General features: G+C 71.6%; 21 protein-coding genes and 1 pseudogene. 15 read left to right on the top strand and 7 right to left on the bottom strand.

From position 1 onward, the window contains the following. Position 1 precedes the first annotated feature (1 nt). The 6 genes and pseudogenes from ACFYTT_RS25690 to ACFYTT_RS25665 form a co-directional block, all read left to right on the top strand. A pseudogene (locus ACFYTT_RS25690) lies at positions 2 to 76 on the top strand (hypothetical protein); the annotation flags it as partial. Between the two features lie 873 nt (positions 77 to 949). Further along, positions 950 to 1111 (top strand): hypothetical protein, encoded by a 162-nt coding sequence (locus ACFYTT_RS25685; RefSeq protein WP_176094392.1) that lies wholly within the window; start codon positions 950 to 952, stop codon positions 1109 to 1111. Positions 1112 to 1531: 420 nt separating this feature from the next. Then, positions 1532 to 1984 (top strand): hypothetical protein, encoded by a 453-nt coding sequence (locus tag ACFYTT_RS25680; protein WP_176094391.1) that lies wholly within the window; start codon positions 1532 to 1534, stop codon positions 1982 to 1984. A gap of 190 nt (positions 1985 to 2174) precedes the next feature. After that, complete coding sequence (locus ACFYTT_RS25675; RefSeq protein ID WP_176094390.1) at positions 2175 to 2456, top strand: hypothetical protein; 282 nt, start codon at positions 2175 to 2177, stop codon at positions 2454 to 2456. 271 nt (positions 2457 to 2727) lie between these two features. Continuing rightward, entirely contained in the window at positions 2728 to 3699 is a 972-nt protein-coding gene (locus ACFYTT_RS25670; RefSeq protein ID WP_176094389.1) for a DUF5715 family protein, read from the top strand. A gap of 2 nt (positions 3700 to 3701) precedes the next feature. Then, positions 3702 to 5312 carry an asparagine synthetase B family protein gene (locus ACFYTT_RS25665; RefSeq protein ID WP_387262897.1) on the top strand — a complete coding sequence of 537 codons (1611 nt, stop codon included), beginning with the start codon at positions 3702 to 3704 and terminating at the stop codon, positions 5310 to 5312. 38 nt (positions 5313 to 5350) lie between these two features. Here ACFYTT_RS25665 and ACFYTT_RS25660 read toward each other — a convergent pair whose 3' ends face one another. The 5 genes from ACFYTT_RS25660 to ACFYTT_RS25640 form a co-directional block, all read right to left on the bottom strand. Beyond that, on the bottom strand, positions 5351 to 5689 hold the full coding sequence (locus tag ACFYTT_RS25660; protein WP_387262957.1) for a transcriptional regulator: 339 nt from the start codon (positions 5687 to 5689) through the stop codon (positions 5351 to 5353). 13 nt (positions 5690 to 5702) lie between these two features. Further along, complete coding sequence (locus ACFYTT_RS25655; protein ID WP_387262894.1) at positions 5703 to 6443, bottom strand: hypothetical protein; 741 nt, start codon at positions 6441 to 6443, stop codon at positions 5703 to 5705. Positions 6444 to 6594: 151 nt separating this feature from the next. Continuing rightward, positions 6595 to 7809, bottom strand: a complete 1215-nt coding sequence (locus ACFYTT_RS25650) for an SLC13 family permease (RefSeq protein ID WP_357217060.1) — start codon at positions 7807 to 7809, stop codon at positions 6595 to 6597. A gap of 82 nt (positions 7810 to 7891) precedes the next feature. Continuing rightward, the gene (locus ACFYTT_RS25645) at positions 7892 to 8113 is read right to left on the bottom strand and encodes a DUF2188 domain-containing protein (RefSeq protein ID WP_131054149.1); all 222 of its coding nucleotides are present in this window, start codon (positions 8111 to 8113) and stop codon (positions 7892 to 7894) included. Between the two features lie 139 nt (positions 8114 to 8252). After that, positions 8253 to 9707, bottom strand: coding sequence for an LVIVD repeat-containing protein (locus ACFYTT_RS25640; protein ID WP_131054148.1), 1455 nt, complete (start codon positions 9705 to 9707; stop codon positions 8253 to 8255). Between the two features lie 141 nt (positions 9708 to 9848). On the opposite strand from ACFYTT_RS25640, the gene ACFYTT_RS25635 reads away from it, so the two are divergent. The 5 genes from ACFYTT_RS25635 (at position 9849) to ACFYTT_RS25615 (ending at position 15952) form a co-directional block, all read left to right on the top strand. Further along, positions 9849 to 10556 (top strand): DUF305 domain-containing protein, encoded by a 708-nt coding sequence (locus ACFYTT_RS25635; protein WP_387262890.1) that lies wholly within the window; start codon positions 9849 to 9851, stop codon positions 10554 to 10556. A 40-nt stretch (positions 10557 to 10596) separates the two neighbouring features. Continuing rightward, positions 10597 to 11874 (top strand): sensor histidine kinase, encoded by a 1278-nt coding sequence (locus tag ACFYTT_RS25630; RefSeq protein ID WP_387262888.1) that lies wholly within the window; start codon positions 10597 to 10599, stop codon positions 11872 to 11874. Next, positions 11871 to 12554, top strand: coding sequence for a response regulator transcription factor (locus ACFYTT_RS25625; protein WP_131056517.1), 684 nt, complete (start codon positions 11871 to 11873; stop codon positions 12552 to 12554). Before ACFYTT_RS25630 ends, ACFYTT_RS25625 begins: the two co-directional genes overlap by 4 nt. A gap of 132 nt (positions 12555 to 12686) precedes the next feature. Further along, the gene (locus ACFYTT_RS25620; RefSeq protein WP_387262885.1) at positions 12687 to 13469 is read left to right on the top strand and encodes an ABC transporter ATP-binding protein; all 783 of its coding nucleotides are present in this window, start codon (positions 12687 to 12689) and stop codon (positions 13467 to 13469) included. Positions 13470 to 13471: 2 nt separating this feature from the next. Beyond that, positions 13472 to 15952, top strand: a complete 2481-nt coding sequence (locus ACFYTT_RS25615) for an ABC transporter permease (RefSeq protein WP_387262883.1) — start codon at positions 13472 to 13474, stop codon at positions 15950 to 15952. A 72-nt stretch (positions 15953 to 16024) separates the two neighbouring features. Here the strand turns inward: ACFYTT_RS25615 and ACFYTT_RS25610 are convergent, their stop codons facing one another. Together ACFYTT_RS25610 and ACFYTT_RS25605 are read right to left on the bottom strand one after the other, a co-directional pair. After that, positions 16025 to 17287, bottom strand: a complete 1263-nt coding sequence (locus tag ACFYTT_RS25610) for a nucleotide sugar dehydrogenase (protein ID WP_131056793.1) — start codon at positions 17285 to 17287, stop codon at positions 16025 to 16027. A gap of 97 nt (positions 17288 to 17384) precedes the next feature. Next, on the bottom strand, positions 17385 to 18740 hold the full coding sequence (locus ACFYTT_RS25605; RefSeq protein WP_176094380.1) for a serine/threonine-protein kinase: 1356 nt from the start codon (positions 18738 to 18740) through the stop codon (positions 17385 to 17387). A gap of 497 nt (positions 18741 to 19237) precedes the next feature. On the opposite strand from ACFYTT_RS25605, the gene ACFYTT_RS25600 reads away from it, so the two are divergent. The 4 genes from ACFYTT_RS25600 to egtB all read left to right on the top strand — a co-directional run bounded on the left by ACFYTT_RS25600 (position 19238) and on the right by egtB (position 23343). Beyond that, complete coding sequence (locus ACFYTT_RS25600; protein WP_131054188.1) at positions 19238 to 19843, top strand: RNA polymerase sigma factor; 606 nt, start codon at positions 19238 to 19240, stop codon at positions 19841 to 19843. A 16-nt stretch (positions 19844 to 19859) separates the two neighbouring features. After that, complete coding sequence (locus tag ACFYTT_RS25595) at positions 19860 to 20621, top strand: hypothetical protein (RefSeq protein WP_387262879.1); 762 nt, start codon at positions 19860 to 19862, stop codon at positions 20619 to 20621. Positions 20622 to 20776: 155 nt separating this feature from the next. Further along, positions 20777 to 22012, top strand: coding sequence for a glutamate-cysteine ligase family protein (locus ACFYTT_RS25590; RefSeq protein WP_387262876.1), 1236 nt, complete (start codon positions 20777 to 20779; stop codon positions 22010 to 22012). Beyond that, the gene (egtB, locus tag ACFYTT_RS25585) at positions 22009 to 23343 is read left to right on the top strand and encodes an ergothioneine biosynthesis protein EgtB (protein ID WP_176094377.1); all 1335 of its coding nucleotides are present in this window, start codon (positions 22009 to 22011) and stop codon (positions 23341 to 23343) included. The genes ACFYTT_RS25590 and egtB overlap by 4 nt, the downstream gene beginning before the upstream one ends. The last annotated feature ends 8 nt before the right edge of the window (positions 23344 to 23351 follow it).

Here is a 23351-nt window from a genome sequence, read left to right as displayed (position 1 = left end):
CACCGTCGACGAAATCCACACGTACTATGTGATCGCCGGCAACACACCGGTATTCGTACACAACTGCGGAACAGCGAGGGTTTCACCGGGATCCAGGCAAGGGGCACGCCTATCTTGAGGTGAATTTAGGTGGCGAAAACATCACAATGCACGCTGTGTCAATGGAGGCCCCGGATCCGTTTGGAGGTTCGTCGAACCTCAACACTCCACCGATTGGCGATGACCCGAGACCGAATTCATTCACTCGCGAGTTGGAACTCTCAAATCCGCAGAAAGCATTGAATTGATCGATGCGCAAGTGGACACGGCAGGTAACTGGCATCTCCGCGACTGCGACTCGTTGTCGATTGCTGCATCACTTATTGTGCCGACGTTCTTCGGGCGGGCGGCCGAACTGAATTCGAGTCAGGCAAGGCGGGGCCGATCTCCTAACGACAATGATACCGCCAGAGCTCTACCCGAGAAGGTGGCCATGGAGTCTCCCGGTCCATACGGTCTGTTCGTTGAGGTGCTGTTGCACCACGGTACGCGCGGCCGTCTTGCGGCAATGGTGGGCGAGATGATTGCGGTGCATGCAGAGGTAAATCATTTGCTTGGACGTGCAAAGGACGCGATCGGTCGATCTGATTGGGTTCGGTGCAGCGGTGACTATGCGCGCTCCTATGGGCTTTTCGAGTCCACGTGGAAACGTTACGCTGCGCTGGTCGAACGTGGGCTCGAAATTGATAGAACTGCAGGGCGTGAATTGGGTGAGGCGTTTGACAAAGCGCTAAACGGGGCAAGGGCTTCGTTGACTGCAATTCGAGAGCGAGCTTCGGAAATCGGAATCACTAGTTGGGAGTGATTTATGGACCCAGCTTTTAGCCTCGATTCCGGCTTGACTGGTCAGGTGTCGGAGTGAGTTCGATTTGTCGCAGCCGATGTGGCGGTTGCGGGGCTGGCCGCTGCGGTGGAGTTGCAGACGACGACGAGCCACCCCTTCCGGGGGAAGGCGACCGGCGCCTGGGGCAACGCCTCCGAGTTGACCGTCGGCCACGAATTCCGTACGGCCGACGGCAACAAGGTTGTTCTCACTGAGGTCGACAACCACGTTGGCGCCAAGGAGATGTGAGACTCTGCGGGCGCTGACAACCATACGTACCATGTTCTGGCTGGCGAGACTCCATTAATTGTAAACAATTGCGGCGGCCAACTCGCCGGATACCCTGAAGGTCGGTCGATGCGGAAAGGTTCCTGCTTCGAGGTTGGTGACGTCAGCCGGCCAGATTTCCCGGATCTCGATGAGCCGAACCAGCCGTGGAGAGATATGATCGGGCGCGGTGTTGATGCCGTCGAGGGAGAGTGCCGAGTTATTTGCTGAAATGTATCCAAAGGTTGGAGTCCCGCAGGTTGCGGATGTGGCCGTAGGTGGCGGCGTCAGTGGCGTTGGGGTCGTTCTGTATGCGTTCGGAATGGGAATTCAACGCGTCCTGCGTGATGGCTGTAAGGGGAAGCATCGTCAATGATACAGAATGATGGTCCTAGTACTCTCATGGCGCAGTTTCTGCTGGCTACGATTCTGGGAGATCGATCCTCGCAGGAACGACTGAAGGAAAAGCTCGCAACTGCACGCTGGGTAGACGCCTCGGGTGTAGTTGATGGTGCCCTCGCCGTCATCTTGGCGGATCGGTTTGGTGACTCTCCGCGCCTGTCTGAGATAAGAAAGTGTGCGCGCCGGATGGTGGGACGCTTCAGGGGTTCTCGTCTCGACGTCGACGAGGTGGAGTCGGTGATGCGCGATGCGCTGGGTGAGCACGTGTCAGTGGCCGGAATTCCTGGGTATAGGCATGAGGGGCTAAAGATGCTGCTCTTTGCTTCGATCGCAGCTGATCTCGAACTTTCTCCCGGAGAAGTGGGCGGCCTCTTGGTGCGGGCCGAGGCTTGGGCGGTTGGCCGCGGATTTCGACCGACACTAGCGGACACCCGGGACGTTGAATTGAGCTGATTATAGTCCTGTCGGCAGCCGTGTCGTTGGTTCTGGAGTCGGTGGTCGTAATTTCGGCGGGGCCGGCGGGTGTCGACGCGGCCGGGAGGGTTGGGGATTTCGTTCCGGCCAATACCGTTCTGTTGGACCACCCGAAGCGGTGTAGGTGGAGTGACCGAAGCGCGGGGCGACGACTTTCACCGCGCTAGGCGTGGGCGGGGTGCCGACGATCGGGGTGCGCGTTCTTCTCGACATCGCGGCTGTCAACCCCACGGGGATCACCTACCTGACGGTCTTTCCGAACGGTGCGACCCGGCCGATCGTGGCCTCGCTCACCGTGTCCAAGGATGAGGTGTTGACCAATTTCGGTACCCGTAGCGGCCTCGGCGCCACCACCGGCCCGATCGGTGCCAGCGGTGGTACCCGTACCGTCACCTTGACCGGTGGTGTCGTTCCCGCCGGAGCCTTGGCGCGATCATCGACGTGGTGGTGACGGCGCGACCACGGGGAGTTTCGTCACCATCGGCACCGGCGAGCCAGGTCAGCGCCGCGAACGCCCTGTACTGCCAGGTAGGTGCGACGTCGATGGGCTCACGCAGAGGCTGGCCGGGACCGTTGTCGCCGAGATGACCGTGCGTGAAGGTCTGTTCTGACCCCTTAGGGAGGAATACAGAAGGATTGTTCGGGGTCCTTCCGGTCTGCGTGGTTACGGTGCCGCAGAGGGTGACATACGCCGTGATGTCGCGACTGAGGGAGGCCCGGCCATGCGTGTGCCCAACCGTAGCCCCAGACGGCAGCAACCGCGTCCTCCTGTCCCGTACGCGGCACCGGCCGGGCGTCGTATGTCGGTGCGGGGGCTCGCGAACTCTTCCCCGGACGGGCCGGACCTGGACGCGTATCGGGAGGCCGTGGGGGAGCTGCTGGTCGAGGTGGGCGCGCTCGCGGCGGCGAGCAGCACGAAGGCCCGCCAGGTGCTGATCGACCAGCGGCTGCGGGAGCCGGCCATCGCCGCGGTGCTCGACGACACCCCGCAGGGGTTGATCGGCGCGCGGGAGACCCTGCTGCTGGAGATGGCCCGGTACCAGCCCAACGCGCGCAGCTCCGCCGGGGACCTGGCCGCGCTGGTCCGGATCTATCTGCTGTCGCGCATCGACGTGATGTGGTGGCGCGACGCGTCCACCTTCGTCACCGACGAGGAGGTGCACCACAGCACCCACCTGGTCGACCTGGAGTGGCTGCGCCGCCGGGGACTGCTGCGGTTCCGCTACACCGAACAGCCCCGCACGGTGCTCGGCCGGGGCGTGCGCGCGGTGCGGCGCCGGGTGCTGCCGGACGCCACTCCGCGTACCGCCGGATTGCTGTTCCGCCGGGCCCGGCGGGAGGTGGTCGCGCTCCTCAACGACATCGGCCGGGAGTTCACCGCGGCCACCACGGTCGGCACGCCGCCGCTCTGGGTGACCAGCCTGGTCCGCAGCGCCGAGCACCAGTACCGGCTGCGCCGTCTCGGGTACGCCGCGATGGTGCCGAGCGGGCACTGCCTGGGGTGGGCGGTGGACGTGGAGATGTCCTGGTACGAGCGCTTCGGGGCGCGGGACACGCTGGCCGGGATCCTGCTGGACCGGCAGCGTGCCGGCGAACTCAACGTGATCGACGAGGGGCAGGCCTGGCACATCTGCCTCGCGCCCTCGGCGACGCGGCGGCTGCGTCGCGCGTACGAGGCGGAGATGGGGATCTGACGATGTGCGGCATCGTGCTGAGCGTCGGTCCGGAGGCCGACCCGGCGATCTTCCGACGGATGCTCGCCACGCTGGCCCCGCGCGGCGAGGTCACCGAGACGCGGTACGAGAGCGGGCTGCTCGCCGGCACCCGGCGGCTGCGCGTGGTGGACCGGGACCGTGCGGTCCAGCCCTGGCTCTCCGCCGACGAGCGGTGGCTGCTCTGCTACAACGGCGAGGTCTTCAACCACCACGAGTTGCGCGCCGAACTGACCGCCCTCGGGCACCGGTTCACCAGCACCAGCGACACCGAGGTGGTGCTCGCCGCCTTCGAACGCTGGGGCGAGGAGATGGTGACCCGGCTGCGCGGCGAGTACGCCCTCGCCATCGCGGAACGGGCCACCGGCCGGGTGTACCTGGCGCGGGACCCGCTCGGTGTGAAACCGCTGTACTGGTCCCGCGCACCGGGGTGTCTGCACGTGGCCAGCGAGGTCAAGGCGCTGGTCCCGGCACGGGCGCCGGTGACCGAGGTGCCGCCGGGGCACCACGGCTGGGTCGGCGAGGACCACCGCGTCCACCTCCGCCCGTACGTGGACCTGCTCTCGCTCGGCGCGGACCGGCCGCCGGTGACGGACCCGGACGAGGCCGCCCTGCTCGTCCGGGACACCCTCACCGACAGCATCCGGGTACGCCTGGACACCGACCTCACGGTGGGCGTGGTGCTCTCCGGCGGGCTGGACAGCTCGCTGGCGCTGCTGCACACGGCACAGTCGCACCCGGACTGCGTCGCGGTCACCGTCGGCGCGCCGGGCAGCCCCGATCTGGCGTACGCCCGGCGGCTGGCCCGGGAGCTCGGCGTGCCGCACGAGGTGGTCGAGTTGCGTCCGCGCGACATCCGCCTCGCCGACGTCCGCGAGGCCATCCGCATCTCCGAGCTGACCGAGTACGGCGACATCATCAACGCGGTGGTCTCGGTGCCGATCTTCCGTCGGCTGCGCGAGTTGGGCGTGAAGGTGGTGCTCACCGGTGACGGCTCCGACGAACTGTTCGGCGGTTACCCGATGTACCACGAGGTCGGCCCGGCGGCGTCCCGCCGACTGTTCCTGCACAAGATCCGCAACCTGTGTCGTACCGAGTTGCAGCGGGTCGACCGGACCAGCATGGGCTTCGGCGTCGAGGCCCGGGTGCCCTTCCTGGACCTGGCCCTCGTCGAGCTGGCCATGCGGTTGCCGCTCGACCTCAAGATGCGCGACGGCCAGGAGAAGTGGATCGTCCGCCGGGCCTTCGCCGACCTGCTGCCGGACTACATCCGACGCCGCCCCAAGAACCCGATGTCGTACTCCTCGGGCCTGCACGAGCGGGCCCGGCTGTACAAGCCGCTCTTCGCCCGCCTGCACCGCTCCTTCGGCTACGACCTGCTGGAACCGGTCCGGCGCGACTTCGACAGCGTGCTGACGCGCTGCGGCAACGACCTGGACGCGGCGATGGCCGCAGGCCGGGCCCGACCGGACTACACCGTCCTGGAGCACGCCCGTGACCTGGTGGGCGCGGCCCGCTGGAACGCCGCCCCGATGGTGCGCCGCCTGGTCACCCCGCGACGCACCCGGGGCGACGGCGCACCCCTACCCGGCTGAGCCGTCTCGGGCGACGCCGGGCGCGGCCCGTGCCGGGTTCAGTCCTCGTCCTCGCCGGTGGCGGTGCGGATGCGGCTGACCAACTGCTCCAGCGCGGTCACCTCGGCGCGCAGCGCGATGCGTCCGGCTCGCGTCAGTCGTATCCAGGTGACCGGCCGTCGTCCCTCGTAGCCCTTGGTGGTCTGGAGCAACCCGGCCTGCTCCAGGATCCGCAGGTGGCGGTTCAGGTTGCCGTCGGTGAGACCGAGTTCGTCACGGAGGGTGGCGAATCGGCACTCGGCTGCTTCGCTGAGAACGGTGAGGATGCCCAGGCGCACTCGCTGGTGCACCACGTCGTCGAGGACCGTGGCCGGGTGCGGTGCCGGGTCGTTCGCCATCGGCAGCGGACGTTCAGTCACGTCCGGCGGACCTGGCCGCGACCAGGTTGACGATGGCGACGGCCAACAGGGGAAGGGCCATCAGGACAAGATAGTGCCCCGGCCGGAGCGACAACTGGCCGCCGAGTTCGCCGCCGCCGATGATCACGCTTGACCAGCCGGGAAGACGTCCGAGCGGATATGTGGCGCACAGCCAGACGGTGAGCAGCGTGATCCACGACCCGGCCGCGATCAGCGCGCGGCTGTGCTCGGCCCACCCCAGCACGACCACCGCCAGACCTGCCGGCAGCAATGGGGTCAGCAACCCGGCCCAGTGCAGGCCGGAGCGGCTCGTCAACCCATCGGACAATGCGCCGGTGGGTACCGCCGCCAGCACGGCGAACAGCACCAGTACGCCGAGGCCCGTGGCAGCGACCAGCGGCCACGCCACCCGCACGCCGTGGCGACGGGCTCGCCAGGCGTACCAGCCGGCGATGGCGGCGAACAGCAAGGGCGTGCCGACGAACCAGAAGACGTAGGAGGCCACCGCGCTGACCTGTTCGTCGGGCAACCCGGCCCAGAACGGGTGCTCCACCGAGATCGAGTTGGGCTGGGCCAGTGGTGACCGGTAGAGGGACATGCTGCTGAGCAGAAGGAGGGCGAAGCCGAGCGCGGGCAGCCAGACACCTCCGTGTGCGCGTCGACGTGTCCGTCGGCGGATCCGCTTCAGCCGGGTGAGCGTCTCTGCGGCCTCTTCGGCGGCACCTCGGGGCATGAGGCCCTCCTCACTCTGCTTCGCCAACAACTTTGCAATGCAAAGTCTATGGCGCGCTGATCATGCCGGGCAAGCCCTGATCGGCGTCCGTCGGTTGCTACCACCGTGAATCCCCGTCGGGCGGTCCGGCCCAAGCGGGGGCGCGGGCGGGTCAGGTGGTGAGCAGGAGGGCGCTGACGGCGGCGAGGGTGCCGAGGGTCGCGACGGCGGCGCTGGTGGCGAGGAAACGGGCCAGCGGCACGCGTACCCGGGCGGCCCGGCAGCGCTCCAGCCAGAGCAGGGTGGCCAGGGACGCCCACGGCAGCGCCAGCGGGCCGATGTTGGTGCCGATCAGCAGGGCCAGCAGGCGTTGCCGGTCACCGGCCGGCAGCACCGCCTCGCCGGCCAGGTAGGCGGGCAGGTTGTTGACGAGGTTGGACAGCAGCGCACCGGTGCCGCCCGCGCGCAGCAGTCCGGGCACGCCGCCCTCGTCACCGGCGAGCCGGGCGACGAGGTCGTTCAGGCCGAACGCGCCGATGGTCTGGATCACCAGGAACAGGCCGGTGACGAAGAGCAGCAGCCGCCAGGGCAGCAGGGCGGGGCGCAGCGTGCCGGGGGAGCGGAACGCGAAGACGAGCAGCAGCAGGCCGGCGGCGACCGCCGAGGCCAGGCCGACGGGGGCGCCGGCCACGATCGCGCCGACGAAGAGCAGGCAGGCGACGAGTGCGGTGCGGTAGAGCACCGGGTCGGTCGGCCGGTGCACCGACGGCGGCGCGAACCGGCCGTCGACGGGGCGGTCGCGCCGCCACCAGAAGTACCAGAGCAGGATCGTGGTGACCGCGAGCGCCGCCAGTTGGGGCAGCCACATGACGCTCGCGTACGCCAGCGGGTCGAGGCCGATCCGGTCGGCGGCCAGCAGGTTGGTCAGGTTGGAGACCGGCAGCAGGAGGCTGGCCGTGTTCGCCAGCCAGACCGTGGTGACCGCCAGCGGGGCCACCGCCGTGCGCAGGGTGACCGCCAGCGCGAGCATCACCGGCGTGAGCAGCACCGCCGTGGTGTCCAGGTTGAGCACGACGGTGGTGAGCGCGGCGAAGCCGACGCAGAGCGCGAAGAGGACCGGCCAGCGACCCCGGGCGGCGACTGCCAGCCGGGTGGCGAGGACGTCGAAGACACCGGCGGCGGCGGTCAGTTCGGCGAGGACCACCACGGTGCCGAGGAAGACCAGCAGCGGCAGGACCCGGGTGAGGGTGTCGGCGGCGTCGGCGCGGGGCAGCAGGCCCGTCGCCACGCACACCGCACCCAGGACGGCCAGCCCGACCGCGATCACGTCCAGCGGGTGCGGCCGGCGTCGACCGGGTGCGGCCGGAACGGCGTCTGGGGAGGTCACGGCGCATCTTCGCACGGCCGGGCGGCCTGATCCGCTCGGGTGCCGGGCGAGGTGACGACCGGTACCGCCGGGGGGATGCCGGTCAGCCGGCGGGCGGGTACGGGTCGTCCTGGTAGGTGTACTCGGTCTCGATCTGGCCGTCCGCGGTGTGCACCACGAGCTGGCTCGGTTCGTTGCCGTGCGCCACCTTCCGCCCCGCGTCGACCGCGTCCTGCTTCGTGTCGTACGTGCCGACGACGGTCCCGCCCTGCTCGACCTTCCAGCCGTCGCCGTCCGGCACCACGTGGTACTCGTTTCGCGCCATTGCCGCGCCTCTTTTCCTGCGTGACGGAATGTGCCGGACGAGGTACCCGGGACCGGCGGGGCAAAACACGACGTGGCGTACACGTGATGCGGGCCCGGTCCCCCGGAGAGGGGGACCGGGCCCGCAGGCGCGGGTGGTGCTACCAGCTCAGGTAGCTGGGCTGGGTCTGGACGTTGAACTCGCGGTAGTGGACCAGCTTGGCCGACCACGTCCGCCAGTCGTCGAGTTCGAGCACGTCCAGCCCCTTCTGGATGTCCGAGGAGTAGATGTGCCCGTTGTAGTAGTAGGCCGACCAGGAGCCGCCGACGACGAGCTGGGTGTCCGAGAGCGGGCCCCGCTCCCAGAAGCCGATCTCCTTGGGCTTGCGGGAGTCGGTGAAGTCCCACACCGAGATGCCGCCCTGATACCACGCCTGGACCATGATGTCCTTGCCGAGCACCGGGATCAGCGAGCCGTTGTGCGCCACGCAGTTCTCGGTGTCGCCGTTGGTGCGCGGGATCTTGTAGTAGCTGCGGAACTCCAGTTTGCGGTTGTCGCCCCGGCCGGTGAGGTCGTAGATCGCGTTGGCGCCCCGGTTCGGGCCGATCTCCTCGTTGCAGGTGGCCCCGCCACCGCCGCCGAGCTCGTCGGTGAAGACGACCTTCGTGCCGCGGTTGTTGAAGGTGGCCGAGTGCCAGAACGCGAAGTTGACGGTGTCGCGCACGGTGTGCAGCACGCGCGGCGCCTCCCGCTTGCTGATGTCCAGCAGCACCCCGTCACCCATGCACGCCCCGGCGGCGAGGTCCTTCTCCGGGTAGGCGGTGATGTCGTGGCAGCCGGTGGTCGCCGACCCGCCCGTCCGCCCCTCGTAGCCGCCGTCCGGGAAGAGGTTCGGCGTGGCGACCACGGCCGCGTCGGTCGGCTTCTTCAGCGGGACCTTGACGATGCTGATCGAGTCGTGGGGAGGCTGGCAGTCGGGGAAGGTGGCCTGCGGGCTGTACGAGGAGACGTACAGGTAGACCGACTTCTTGTCCTTCGCCGGCACCAGCGTGTGGGTGTGCGAGCCGCAGGCGGTCTCGACGGCCTTGAGGTAGCGCGGCTTCTTCTTGTCCTTGACGTCGAAGATCTTGATGCCCTCCCACGACTCCTTGATCGTGGCGGGCTGGGAGACGCTGCTGCACGAGTCGTCGCTGCGGGACGAGTCGGTCGACAGGAAGAGCAGGTCACCGTAGATGGAGATGTCGTTCTGTGCGCCCGGGCAGAGCACCTGCGACACGAGCTTCGGCTTGCTCGGCTTCGCGACGTCGTAGATGACGAAGCCGTCGTAGTTGCCGACGAAGGCGTACTTGCCCTGGAAGGCGATGTCGGTGCCGAGCGCCGACGTGGTGTCGAACGGGGCCTGCTTGGGCAGGTTGGCGATCTGCGTGAGGTTGGGGCTGTGGGAGATCTCGTCGACACCGAGTGGTGCCTCGACGGCGGCGGACTCGGTGGCCGTCCGCGTGACCGTCTGCGCGTTGCCGGGTGAGGCGACGGCGATGCTGGCGAGGAGGAGCCCGGTGGCGGCCACGCTGACGACGCGTAGCTGCCGCCCCCGCGGCGGGGTCGATCCGACCATCGGCGATGCCCTTCGAGAGGCGAGTGGCGATGGGCCGTACCATAACTCCGCGACGACACTCATCGATGTGACCTGGCTCACATCAAGTGAATATCGTAAATGGATACGATCGCTGCGACCTCGACCCTGAGGGGGTGTCGCATGACCGCCCGACGTGGACGCCTGCTGGCTGTCGTCACATCGGTCGTGGTGGCGCTGGCGGTGTCGGCCTTCGCGTTGCGCGACGGCGACCGGCCCGTGCCCCCCGCGCCGGCACCGGCCGCCGCCACCGCCGATCCGTCGCCCCCGGTCGATCCGCCGCCGGCGGATCCCGACGCGCCGCTGGTGATCGTGCCCGGCCGTCCCGGCGAACCGGCCGTCGAACGCCCCGGCGCCGAGGTGCGCGACGACTCGCCGCCGCGGTTCAACACTCTCGACGCCTGGTTCGCGCGGATGATGATCCCGCACCACGAGCAGGCGCTGGAGATGGCGGCGCTCGCTCCGGACCGGGCCGCCGACCCCCGGGTACGCGCCCTGGCCGACCGGATCCGGGCCGGCCAGCGACCGGAGATCGGCGTGCTGCGGGCCTGGCTCGCCGAGCGCCACCTCTCCGGCGAGGTGTCCGGGCACGACCACGCCACGATGAAGGGCATGCAGTCGCCCGAGGCGATGGGTCGGCTCGCCGCCGCCCGGGGCGTCGACTTCGACCGCCTCTTCCTGCGGATGATGACCGAACACCACGAGGGTGCCGTGGTGATGGCGACCGACCTGCTCAAGGTCGGCCTCGACCAACGGATGTCGGAGTTCGCCACCTCGGTCGCCACCGAGCAGGGCGTGGAGATCGTCCGGATGCGCGACCTCGCTCCCTGACCGACCGCCGGGCCCGGAGGCACCCGTACGCTGGGTGACGATGAGAGCGACGGTCCTCGGCCGCCCGCTGCGCGGGGTCGCCTTCGACGTGGCGGTCTCCGGTGCCGTGGCGCTGCTCGCGTTGGCGTCCACCGCCGGTAGCGACGCCGGTTGGCCCGGCACCATGCTCGGGCTGGGCATGGCGGTGGCGCTGCTGTGGCGGCGGGTGCGACCGGTCGGCGTCACGGTGGTCGTGGCGGTGCTGGCGTACGTCCAGGTCGCCCTCGACTGGGCGCCCCTGCCGTACGACGTGGCGGTGCTGATCGCCCTCTACAGCCTGGTCAAGTACGCCGACCGGCTGCGCGACGGCGTGCTGGCCGGGGTCGTCGCCGCAGTCGGGGTGGTGTTCGCCGCGGCGCGGACGCCGTCCCAGGTCGCCTGGGTGTTCACCGCCGTCTTCTACGGTCTGGTCGTCGGCGCGGTCTGGCTGGCCGCGCTGAACGTGCGGACCCGCCGGTTGTACGTGCTCAGCCTGGAGGAACGGGCAGCCACCCTGGAACGGGAGCGCGAGGCGCAGTCGCGGGCGGCGGTGGCCGAGGAACGCACCCGGATCGCGCGTGAACTGCACGACGTGGTGGCGCACGGCATGGCGGTCATGATCGTGCAGGCGGACGGCGCCCGGTACGTCATCGAGAAGGACCCGCAGGCGGCCCGGGAGGCGGTCCGGATCGTCGCGGACACCGGCCGACAGGCGTTGGCCGACATGCGGCGGCTGGTGGATGTCCTGCGGGAACCGAGCCGACCGGACCCGGCGACCGGACCCGAACCGGCACCGGGATCATCGGCCGGACCCGACGCGGCACCGGACCCGTCGGCCGGGCCCGACCGGGTGCCGGAGCCCGCCGAGCCGACCCACCGGCGTCCCTCCGTCGCCGAACTGCCCGCCCTGCTGGAGCGGTTCCGCGCCGCCGGACTCCAGGTGCGCCACACCGTCACCGGCGACTCCGCGCCACTGCCGCCGGCTCTGGACCTGACCGTCTACCGGCTGGTGCAGGAGGCGTTGACCAACACGCTCAAGCACGCCGGGGTCGGCGCCACCGCCGAGGTCAGCCTGGCGCACCGCGCCGACGCCGTCGTGCTCGAGGTCCTCGACGACGGACGGGGCCGCGTCCCGGCCACCCCCGCGCCGCCCGGCGGTCACGGACTCGTCGGCATGCGCGAGCGGGTCTCGGTGTACGACGGCAGCCTCACCGCCGGCCCCCGCCCGACCGGGGGATGGCTGCTGCGGGCGCGGCTGCCGTTACCCTCGTCCTCCGGGACGGAGGTGGTCACGGCATGACGGTCCGGGTGGTGATCGTGGACGACCAGGCCCTGGTCCGGGCCGGTTTCCGGATGGTGCTCGACTCGCAGCCCGACCTGGAGGTGGTCGGTGAGGCGATCGACGGTGCCGACGCCCTGCGGCTGCTCGCCCGCGTCGAGGCCGACGTGGTGGTGATGGACGTCCGGATGCCCACCATGGACGGGGTGGAGGCCACCCGACGGCTCTGCGCCGACCAGCCCTCCGGTGGTCCCCGGGTGCTGGTGCTGACCACGTTCGACACCGAGGCCGACGCCTTCGCCGCGTTGCGGGCGGGTGCCAGCGGATTCCTGCTCAAGAACGTGCCGCCCGAGGAGTTGCTCGCCGCGATCCGGGTGGTCGCCCAGGGCGACTCGGTGGTGGCCCCGTCGATCACCCGACGTCTGCTCGACCGGTTCGCCGGACAACTCGGCGCCGGCCCCAGCGAGGACCCCCGGCTGGCCCGGCTCACCGAGCGGGAACGGGAGATCCTGCTGCTGGTCGCGGAGGGCCTGGCCAACGCCGAGATCGCCACCCGGGTGCACGTCGCCGAGGCGACCGTGAAGACCCACGTCGGGCGGATCCTGGCCAAGCTCGACGTGCGCGACCGGGTACAGGCCGTGGTGGTGGCGTACGAGAGTGGGCTGGTCACCCCGGGCGCGGAGAACCGGCGTACGACCTGAGGCGTACGGGTCCGCCCGGTCCGGGACGACCTGCGGCGTACCGAGGTCGAGCGCACGGGTTGATCTCGACCGGGCGGTGGACTTCCTAGCGTCGGAGGAGTCCTGGTCCGTCCTCCGCACGGGGAGTCGTACGTGTCCCTCGCCCCACCCGTCCACGCCGTCGCCGGTGTCGCCGTCACCGCCCGTGGCCTGTCCAAGCGGTACGGCACCGGTCCGGCCGCCGTCGACGCGCTCGACCGGGTCGACCTCGACGTCGCCGCCGGCCGGTTCACCGCCATCATGGGACCCTCCGGTTCCGGCAAGTCGACGCTTCTGCACTGCCTGGCCGGTCTGGACCGGCCCACCGCGGGCACGGTGCACGTCGGTGACGCCGAACTGGGCGGCCTGGACGACCGGCGGCTCACCCTGCTGCGCCGGGACCGGGTCGGCTTCGTGTTCCAGAAGTTCAACCTGCTGCCCTCGCTCAGCGCGGCGGAGAACATCACGCTGCCGCTGGACATCGCCGGTCGTCGGGCCGACCCGGCCTGGCTGCGTCAGGTGGTCGCCGCCGTCGGGCTGACCGACCGGGTCCGGCACCGCCCGGCCGAACTCTCCGGCGGCCAGCAGCAGCGCGTCGCGGTAGCCCGGGCACTGATCACCAAACCCTGGGTGATCTTCGCCGACGAACCGACCGGCAACCTGGACTCCCGGGCCGGGGCCGAGGTGCTGCGGCTGCTGCGGGAAGCGGTCGACAGCCTCGGCCAGACGGTGGTGATGGTGACCCACGACCCGGTGGCCGCCGGGTACGCCGACCGGGTGGTGTTCCTCGCCGACGGGCGTCCGGTCCGGGAGTTGACCGAGCCCACCGCCGAGCTGGTCCTCGACGTGCTCGCCCACCTGGACCCGTCCGCCGCCGCGTCGACGCGGGGGCGGTGACCATGCTGCGGCTGACATGGCGTTCGCTGCGTGCCGAGGCGGCCCGGATGGTGATGTCCACCCTCGCCGTGGTGCTCGGCGTGGCCTTCATCGCCGGCACGCTGATCTTCGTCGACGGGATGCGGGCCGGCGCGTACGACCGGGCCGGCACCTTCGACCGGCACACCGACGCCGGGATCTACGCCGACCGGGAGCCGATCGACCCGGCGCTGGTCGACCGGGTCCGCGCGGTCGACGGGGTCCGCGCCGCCGAGGGCGAACTGACCGACACCGCCGGAGTGGTCGGCGCGGACGGGCGACCGGTGCTCGGCTTCGGTGTCCTCGCCGCCGTGCCGACCGATCCGGCGCTCCACTCCTACGACGTGGTGACCGGACGACTGCCCGCCCGTGCCGGCGAGGTGGTGCTCGACCGGCGGACCGTCGACGACCAGTCGTTCCGCCTCGGCGGCACGGTACGCGTCGGCGGTGCCGCCGGGGCGGCCCAGCCGTACACCCTGGTCGGTGTGGTCGACGTGGCCGACACCCCGCGCGACATCGGCGGGCCGTTCGTCGGGATGGTCGGTGCCGACGCGCTCGCCGTGACCGGCCTGTCCGGGTACGGACGGATCATGGTCGCGGCCGAGCCCGGGATCACCGGGACCGAGCTGGCCGCCCGGCTCGCCGACGTCGCCGGGGCGGGCACCACCGTGCGGACCCGCGCGGAGATCCTGGAGGCCGCCGTCGCCGACGCGGTCCGCGACGTGGACCAGTTCCACCTGGTGCTGCTCACCTTCGCCGGGGTGGCGGTGATGGTCGCGGCCTTCGTCATCGCCAACACCTTCACCATCGTGCTGGCCCAGCGCACCCGTCGGACCGCGCTGCTGCGCCTGGTCGGGGCCACCCGGGGACAGGTGTTCCGGGCCGCCGTGCTGGAGTCGGCGGTGGTGGGCCTGGCCGCCTCGGCGCTCGGCGTACTGGCCGGGGCCGGACTCGCCGCCGCGCTGACCGCCCTGGTGTCACGGCTGGACATGCCGCTGAGCGGTGAGCTGACCGTCACCGCCGGCACCGTGCTGGGCAGCCTGGTCGTCGGCACCGCCCTCACCGTCGCCGCCGCGTGCGTACCGGCCTGGCAGGGCACCCGGGTCGCGCCGGTGACCGCCCTCACCGACGCCGCCGTGCAGGTCACCCGCCCCGCCGGCCGATTCCGGCTGGCCGGCGGCGCGGTGGTCCTCGCCGCCGGGGTCGCCGCGCTGGCCGGCGCGGCCTCCGCCGGGCAGATCATGCTCGTCGCCCTGGGCGGGGTGCTGAGCTTCCTCGGCATCGTGCTCTTCGGTCCGGTGCTGGTGCCGGCGCTGGTCCGCCTCTTCGGGGCACCGGTCCGGCGGATCCTCGGCGTCACCGGCACGCTCGCCGTGGCCAACGCGGTGCGTAACCCCCGGCGGGTGGCCGCGACCGCCACCGCGCTGGTGATCGGCATCGGTCTGGTCTCCTCGTTCCTGGTCGGCGCGCAGAGCACCAAGGTGGCCATCGAACGCACCGTCGACGCCGAGGTGGGGGTGGACTTCCTGGTCACCGGCATCGGCGTGGACCTGCCCGTCGGGCTGACCGGTGCGCTGGCCGCCCGGCCCGAGCTGGGCGTGGTGCACGAGGCACGGACCCGCAGCGTCGACGACGTCGAGTACCGCACGGTCCATCCGGCGCTGGTCGCCGACCGGATCGCGCCGGTGACCACCGGGCAGCTCGACCGGCTCGGACCCGGGCGGGTCCTGGTGGACCGCGAGCTGGCCCAGCGACGCGGCTGGTCGGCGGGGGACCGGATCACCCTGCGGTCGCAGCCGTTCGAGGTGGCGGCGGTGGTCGACGGGCTCGCCTCCGGCGGCACCGGGTCGGCGGTGCCGCCCGGGCACGCGGTGGGCCTGGTCGACGTCGACCACGCCCGGCTCTTCCCCGACGAGCGCGGCGTCCAGACCGAGATCGACCCGGCTCCGGGCGTGCCGGTGGAGGTGGCGCGTGCCGCCATCGAGGAGGTACTCGTCGACTACCCGACGGTCAACCTGCTGGACCAGGCGGCGTACAAGCGGATGCTCACCTCCACGGTGGACATGCTGCTCGCGTTCGTGGTCGCGTTGCTCGGGCTGGCCGTGGTGATCGCCCTGGTCGGGGTGGCCAACACGCTCAGCCTGTCGGTGGTGGAACGGACCCGGGAGAACGCGGTGCTGCGTGCCGTCGGGCTGACCGGCGGCCGGATGCGCGCCATGCTGGCCGTCGAGGCGGTCCTCACCGCGCTGGTCGGTGCCGTGCTCGGCGTCGCGCTCGGCACCGGCGTCACCGCCGGGGCGATGGCGTTGCTGGCCCGGCTTGCCGGGGAGTTCACCCTGGTCGTGCCCTGGGCCCGGCTCGCCGGGGTATTCGCCGTCGCGATTCTGGCCGCGCTGCTGGCATCGGTGCTGCCGGCACGGCGCGCACTGTCCCGGCCGGTCGTCGAGGCGCTCGCCGACCGCTGATCGTGGCAGCGTGGCTGCTCGACACGCCGACGCGGGAACAGCTACACCGCCACGATGATGTCCGGCGGGAGGTCAGAGGCGTTCGACGGTGGGGCCGGTGCAGCGGTCGCGGGTGTCGAAGACGTATCGGGACTCCCGGGCCACCAGGTCGTAGTCGAACGCGTCGTGGTCGGTCACCACCACCACGCCGTCGGCCTCGCGCAGCTCGCGTTCGGTCAGGTCCACGATCAGCACCCCGTCCGGCAGGTGGTGCGCCTCGGCGTACGGCTCCACCGCGCGGACCTCGGCACCGAGGTCCCGCAGCCGCCGGGCCACGTCCACCGCCGGGGAGTCGCGCATGTCGCCGGTGTTGCGCTTGTACGCCAGCCCGAGCAGCAGCAACCGCGCGCCGCTGACCGCGCGGCCGGAGCGGTTCAGCCCGGCCATCACCCGCTGTGCCACGTGCTCGGGCATCTCGTGGTTGATGTCGTTGGCCAGCTCGATGAACCGGAACTGCCGGCCCAGGCGTCGCTTGACCTGCCAGGACAGGTAGCACGGGTCGATCGGCAGGCAGTGCCCGCCGACGCCGGGGCCGGGCCGGAACGGCATGAAGCCGAACGGCTTGGTCTCGGCCGCGTCGATGGCCTGCCAGACGTCGATGTCGAGCTGGTGCGACAGCATCGTCAGCTCGTTGACCAGGGCGATGTTGACCTGGCGGAAGGTGTTCTCGATCAGCTTCGTCAACTCGGCCACCCGGGTCGAGTCGACCGGGACCGTACGCTCCACCAGCCGCCGGTAGAACTCGTCCACCCGGGCCAGGGAGACCTCGTCGACTCCGGAGACCACCTTCGGGGTGTTCTCCAGCCGCCAGCTCGGGTTGCCCGGGTCGATCCGCTCCGGGCTGTACCCGAGGTGGTAGTCGCCGGGGCTGCGCAGACCGCTGGCCGACTCCAGGAGCGGACGCAGCAGCTCCTCGGTGGTGCCCGGGTAGGTGGTGGATTCGAGGATCACCGTGCAGCCGGGCCGCAGGTACGGTGCGATGCCGCTGCCGGCCTGCTCCACGTAGCTCAGGTCCGGCGTGCCGTCCCGCAGGGGGGTGGGCACCGTGATGACGCAGATGTCGAAGTCGCGCGCGTCGGCGTACTCGCTGCTGGGCCGGTACCGGCCGGTGGACAGGGCCCGGCCGAGCCGGTCGGCGGGGATGTCCGCCACGAACGACTCACCCGAGGCGAGCCGCTTGACCCGGTCGGTGTCGACGTCGAGGCCGACCACGTCCAGGCCGGCTTCGACGGCGCGCATGGCCAGCGGCAGACCGACGTAACCCTGCCCGATGACGACCAACTTCTCCTGGCTCACCCGAGCTCCTGACCGGTAGAAAATACCTGCTGGTCAGGAGCTTAGAGCGGAGTGTGACCCCGTACGTCCGTTTCGGTGATATAGGGGCGGGTGGGACTCAGCTCGCCTCGCCGTTGTCCGGCGGGTCGACCGGCGGCGGGGCCGTGGTGGTGGTCGGCGTGGTGCCGGGCGTCTGCGACGGCGTGGAGCTGGGCGTGGTCGGCTCGGGGCTGGTCGCGCTGGGCGTCGGCGACGCGGACCCGCTCGGCTCGCTCGGCGTCGGGCTGCTCGGCTGCGCCGACGGCGACCCGGTCGGGCTGCCCGTGGAGCCGGCCGGACGCAGCGGCGGCACCCGGGAGGGGCTGCTCTCCTCGGTGCTCGCCGACGTCTCGGCGGGCCCGGTGGCGTCGGGGCTCGGCGAACTGGTCGGCAGCTTCACCGCCGGGGTGTTGGCATCGCTGGTCGCGCCGAGCGCGGCACCGAGGGCCACGAAGCCGACCAGTACGGCGGTGAGCGCGCCGACGAGCGCGCCGCGCCGCCGCCGAGCGGGCGGGGCGACCCCGCCCGCCGGGACGTCCGTGCGGGTGTCCGGGCCGGCCTCGCGTACCGCTCCGGCGACAGGGACCATCGCGGTCGGCAGCGACCCGTCGGAGACCGCGGCCCGCGCCGCCTCGGCCATCGTCGCGCCGCTGCTGAACCGGTCGGCCGGATCCTTGGCGAGCGCGCGGGCGACCAGCACCCGGACCGCCTCCGGGATGTCGGGCGGCAGGTCCGGCGGCGGGTCGTCGAGGTGCCGGACGGCGACCTGGAGCGGGTTGTCCCCGGTGAAGGGCGGGCTGCCGGTCAGGCAGCAGAAGGCGACGGCACCGAGCGCGTACAGGTCGGTCGCGCCGGAGACCGGGCGCCCGGCGGCCTGTTCGGGCGCCATGTAGAGCGCGGTGCCGGGCACCGCGTTGGTGCTGGTGATGCTCGTCACGTTGGCGGACCGGGCCACCCCGAAGTCGACCAGGACGACCGTGCCGTCCTCCTGCACCAGCAGGTTGCTCGGCTTCACGTCGCGGTGCACGATGCCGCCGAGGTGCGCGGCGTGCAGCGCCTGTGCCGCCTGCGCCACCACCGACATCGCCAGCCCCACGTCCAGGCGACCCTCGGCCTCGATCCGCTTGGACAGTGGCTGGCCGGTGACGTACTCCATGACCAGGTAGTCGGCCCGGCCGCCGTCGGGCAGGTCGTCCTCGCCGCAGTCGTAGACCTGGACGATGCCCGGGTGGCGCAGCGCCGCCATGATCCGGGCCTCGGCGCGGAAGCGGGCGATGAAGTCGGGGTCGGAGACCAGCGAGGGCAGCAGCACCTTCACCGCGACCTGCCGGCCGAGGATCAGGTCGGACGCGCGCCAGACGTCACCCATGCCGCCGGTGGCGACACGTTCGTCCAGGCGGTACCGACCGCTGAGTACGACCTCCGAAGACAACACGGCACCACCGTACCCACAAGGGGGCCGAAGGGCGCGCCGGCATGGCGACGCATCTTACCGTCGACCGTGCCCGACACGGGGCGTGTCGTGAGGTGGCGTGTACTGTGAGTCACGACACGAGGGTGGCCCACGGACCGTTCGAGGTCAGACGGCCGGGCCTGTCGGAGGTAGCGTCGGCGGACCGTGGTTCGTTACGGCGAAACACCGTGCGACCCGGTGGAGAATTGTCACTGTGCCCGCCGGCCTCCGGCAGCTTGTCCGACCTCGGCGGACGCTCTAACGTCAGGCCGATCCGGCGGGCTCGCGAACGTGCCGCCGGTGGTTGTGGATCGCGACGCTGTCGGGAAAAATCCGCTTCCGGGCCACGGCGGTCCGTCAGCAAAGAGGTCACGGGGGCGGGGTGCGGGAAGAGGTCCGGGTCGTGGACCTGGCCGGCACCGGATTGCCCGCCGGACCCACGCCCCCCGAGAGAACCGGTGGACGGAAGCGGCAGGGCCATGACCGGTGAACTGAGCCAGGCGGTCGAGGCGGCCAAGAACGGGGACGAGGACGGCTTCCGCTTCCTCTATCGCAGCCTCCAGCCGGGGCTGTTGCGGTACCTGACCGCGTTGGTCGGCGCGGACGCCGAGGACGTGGCCTCGGAGACGTGGTTGCAGGTCGCCCGCGACCTGCCCAATTTCACTGGTGGAGAGTTCCGTGCCTGGGTCGTCACCATCGCCCGCAACCGGGCCATGGACCACCTGCGGCGGCAGCGCCGTCGCCCGGCACTCCCGGTGCCGGTGCAGGAACTCAGCGAACTGGCCGGCGACGCCGACACCGCCGAACGCGCCGGGGAGACCATCGGCACGGAGGCCGCCCTCGCCATGATCGCCAGCCTGCCACCCCGTGAGGCCGAGGCGGTCCTGTTGCGCGCGGTCGTGGGACTCGACGCCGCGACCGCCGGACGGGTGCTCGGCCGCCGCGCCGGAGCGGTCCGGACCGCCGCGCACCGGGGGCTGCGCCGGCTGGCGCTGATGCTGGACCGGCAGGCCGCGCAGGGCGGCGTCCCGCGTCCGCGCACCGGTCCCGCACAGACGCCGCACGCCGAGCCGGTGGACGGCTGACATGCGGGCACACTGGATGAGGTGGCGTCGGTCGGGCACGACCGTCTCCCGGGCCGCGTACGACCGGCTGCTCGACGCCACCGCCACCCCGTCGGCACCCGGGTCGGACGCCCCGCTCGCCGGGCTGTTGCGGGCCGCCGCCGCCCCGCCGCGTGACGACGAACTCGCCGGGGAACAGGCCGCTCTCGCCGCGTTCCGCGCGGCCCGGCAGGGGGAGGCACCGGCCGCCTCGCCGTCGGTCGGGCCGCGTCGCCGCCGCCTCACCGTCGGTGCGCTGGCCTGGATCGCCGGTGTCGCGGCCACCGCCACCGCCGGGGCCGCCCTCGCCGCGGTCAACCTCGACCGTCCGTCGCCGCCACCGGTGCCGCCGGCCACCTCCGCCCCCGTCGAGACCTCCGCGCCCACCAGCCCGACCCCGTCCGAGAGTCGGCCGCCCACCACCGCCGACCCGACCGGGAGCACGTCCCCCACCGCGTCGCCCTCGCCGACCGCGTCGCCGACCGGCTCGCCGAGCCCGTCGGAGACGGGCACACCGCAGGCGTCGGCGTACGTCGGGCCGGTGGACTCCGGCAACGCCGGCCATTGCCGGTCGTACCTGTCGAAGTCCGAGCGGCAGCGGGAGAAGGCGATGGAGAGTCCCGGCTTCGCCGACCTGCGGGACGCGGCCGGTGGTGCCGACAACGTCGCGGCCTACTGCCGGGCTCTGCTGGCCGAGGTCGACCCGGACTGGCTGGCCAAGCACGGTGCCGACCCGGACGACACGTCCGCCACCGGCTAGCGGCTGCGGGACCCGTGGCACGGGTCGGCCGCCGGCCCACCGATTGCGACGGGAACGTGAATTCGGTTCGACGGAACCGTCGACATCGTGAAAGTGTCACCGCGACGCGTTACGGTGACGCTTGCCGAGCCGGTATCGGACAAGGGAGCCATCGCGTGGTTACCTCACCGGAAATCGATCACATACCCGTGCTGCGGGACCGCGCCGCAGCCGCCCGACATCTTGCCCGGATCTGCTTCAAGACCGGCCCACCGACCTACACCGGTGTCGAGCTCGAATGGACGGTCCACGAGGCCGTCGACCCCACGCGTCCCGTCGACGCCGCCCGGCTGAGAGCGGCACTGGGGCCCTACAGCCCCACCACACTTGATCGGACCAGCCCCGCCCGCCGACTGCTGCGGGGCGGCACGGTGACCGTCGAGCCCGGCGGGCAGGTGGAGATCTCCACCCCGCCGCAAGCCTCCGTCGCCGCGCTGATCGACGCCACCCAGTCCGACATCGACCAGGTCACCCGTCTGCTCGACGCCGCCGGCCTGCGCCTCGGACGCGCCGGCATCGACGCGTACCGGCACCCGCAGCCGGTGATCGACACACCCCGCTACCGGGCCATGCGCCGGGTCTTCGACCGGCACGGCCCGGACGGCCGGACGATGATGTACAGCACCGCCGGCCTCCAGGTCTGCCTCGACGCGGGTCGGCCCGAGCAGGTCGCCGCCCGGTGGGCGCTGGCGCACGCGGCCGGGCCACCGCTGCTGGCCGCCTTCGCCACCGCCGACCGGCACGCCGGCCGGAACACCGGGTGGGCGTCGGCCCGGATGGGCGCCTGGGCGCGGATCGACCCGGCCCGCACCGCGCCGGTCTGGACACCCGAGGTGGCCGGTGTCGACCCGGTCGCCGCCTGGACCCGGTACGCACTGGCCGCTCCGCTGCTCTGCGTACGGGACGACAGCGGCGACTGGACCCCGCCGCCGGACGTGACGTTCACCGACTGGATCGACGGTGCGTTACCCCGCCCGCCGACCGTCGACGACCTGGAATACCACGTCAGCACGCTGTTCCCGCCGGTGCGGCCCCGTGGCTACCTGGAACTGCGCTACTTCGACACCCAACCCGGGCGCGAGTGGACGCTGCCGCCGGCGGTGCTCGCCGCCCTGCTCGGCACCACCGACACCACCGAGTCCGCGCTGGCACTGGCCGCCCCGGTGGCCGACCGCTGGCTCGTCGCGGCCCGGCACGGCCTGCACGACCCGTGCCTGGCCACCGTCGCCGTGGGCCTGCTCGACCTGGCCCTGACGGCGTTGCCCCGGCTCGACCTGCCGGCGGCGCTGCACGACGAGATCGACCAGGGAGTACGACGACGGCGTGACGCCGCCCAGAGGAGGCAGCGATGACCGACACCACCACCGGCCTCGGCGCGGAGGACCTGCGCGCCCGGATCGCCTCGGAGCTGGACCGCACCCGGGCCCGCACCGTCGGGCTGACCGAGGCGGTCGACGACGGCGACCTGGCCCGCCAGCACTCGCCACTGATGTCCCCGCTGGTCTGGGACTTCGCCCACATCGGCAACCAGGAGGAACTCTGGCTGGTCCGGGACGTCGGCGGACGCGAACCGGTCCGGTGCGACATCGACGAGCTCTACGACGCCTTCAAGCAGCCGCGCAAGGACCGGCCGTCGCTGCCGTTGCTGCCGCCGACCGAGGCGCGGGCGTACGTGTCGACGGTCCGCGACAAGGTGTACGACCTGCTCGACAGCGTCTCCTTCGAGGATCGCCGACTGGTCACCGACGGTTTCGCGTTCGGGATGATCGTGCAGCACGAGCAGCAGCACGACGAGACGATGCTCGCCACCCACCAACTGCGCTCCGGCCCCGCGGTGCTGCACGCGCCGCCGCCGCCCGAGCCGACCGCCCGGGTGGCCGGCGAGGTGCTGGTGCCGGCCGGCCCGTTCACCATGGGCACCGACACGGACCCGTGGGCGCTGGACAACGAACGCCCGGCCCACCGGGTCGAGCTGCCCGCGTACGTGATCGACGCCGCCCCGGTGACCAACGGGGCGTACCGGGAGTTCATCGCCGACGGCGGGTACGACGACCCGCGGTGGTGGAGCGCGGCGGGCTGGCGGCACCGGCAGGAGGCCGGCCTGGGCGCGCCGATGCACTGGCGGCGCGACGGCGACGGCTGGGCCTACCAGCGGTTCGGCCGGTGGGACCGGGTCCGCGACGACGAACCGGTGGTGCACGTCTGTTTCCACGAGGCACACGCGTACGCCACCTGGGCCGGCAAGCGGCTGCCCACCGAGGCGGAGTGGGAGAAGGCGGCCCGCTGGGACCCGTCCACCGGCCGGTCCCGCCGTTACCCGTGGGGCGACGGCGACCCCACCTCGGTGCACGCCAACCTGGGTCAGCGGCACCTGTGGCCGGCGCCGGTCGGCGCGTACCCGGCCGGGGCGTCGCCGCTCGGCGTGCACCAGCTCGTGGGCGACGTGTGGGAGTGGGTGTCGACGCCGCTGCGGGGCTATCCCGGCTTCGCCGCCTTCCCCTACCGGGAGTACTCCGAGGTCTTCTTCGGCGACGACTACCGGGTGCTGCGCGGCGGGTCGTTCGGCACCGACCGGGCGGCCTGCCGGGGCACCTTCCGCAACTGGGACTACCCGATCCGCCGGCAGATCTTCAGCGGTTTCCGCTGTGCCCGCGACGCCCGGCCCGAGGAGGCCGACCGGTGACGGTCGTG

The sequence above is a fragment of the Micromonospora sp. NPDC003816 genome (assembly GCF_042874705.1).
Taxonomy (GTDB): Bacteria; Actinomycetota; Actinomycetes; order Mycobacteriales; family Micromonosporaceae; genus Micromonospora.
Note: the sequence above shows the minus strand (reverse complement) of the source record. Positions and strands in the feature narration are given on the sequence as shown.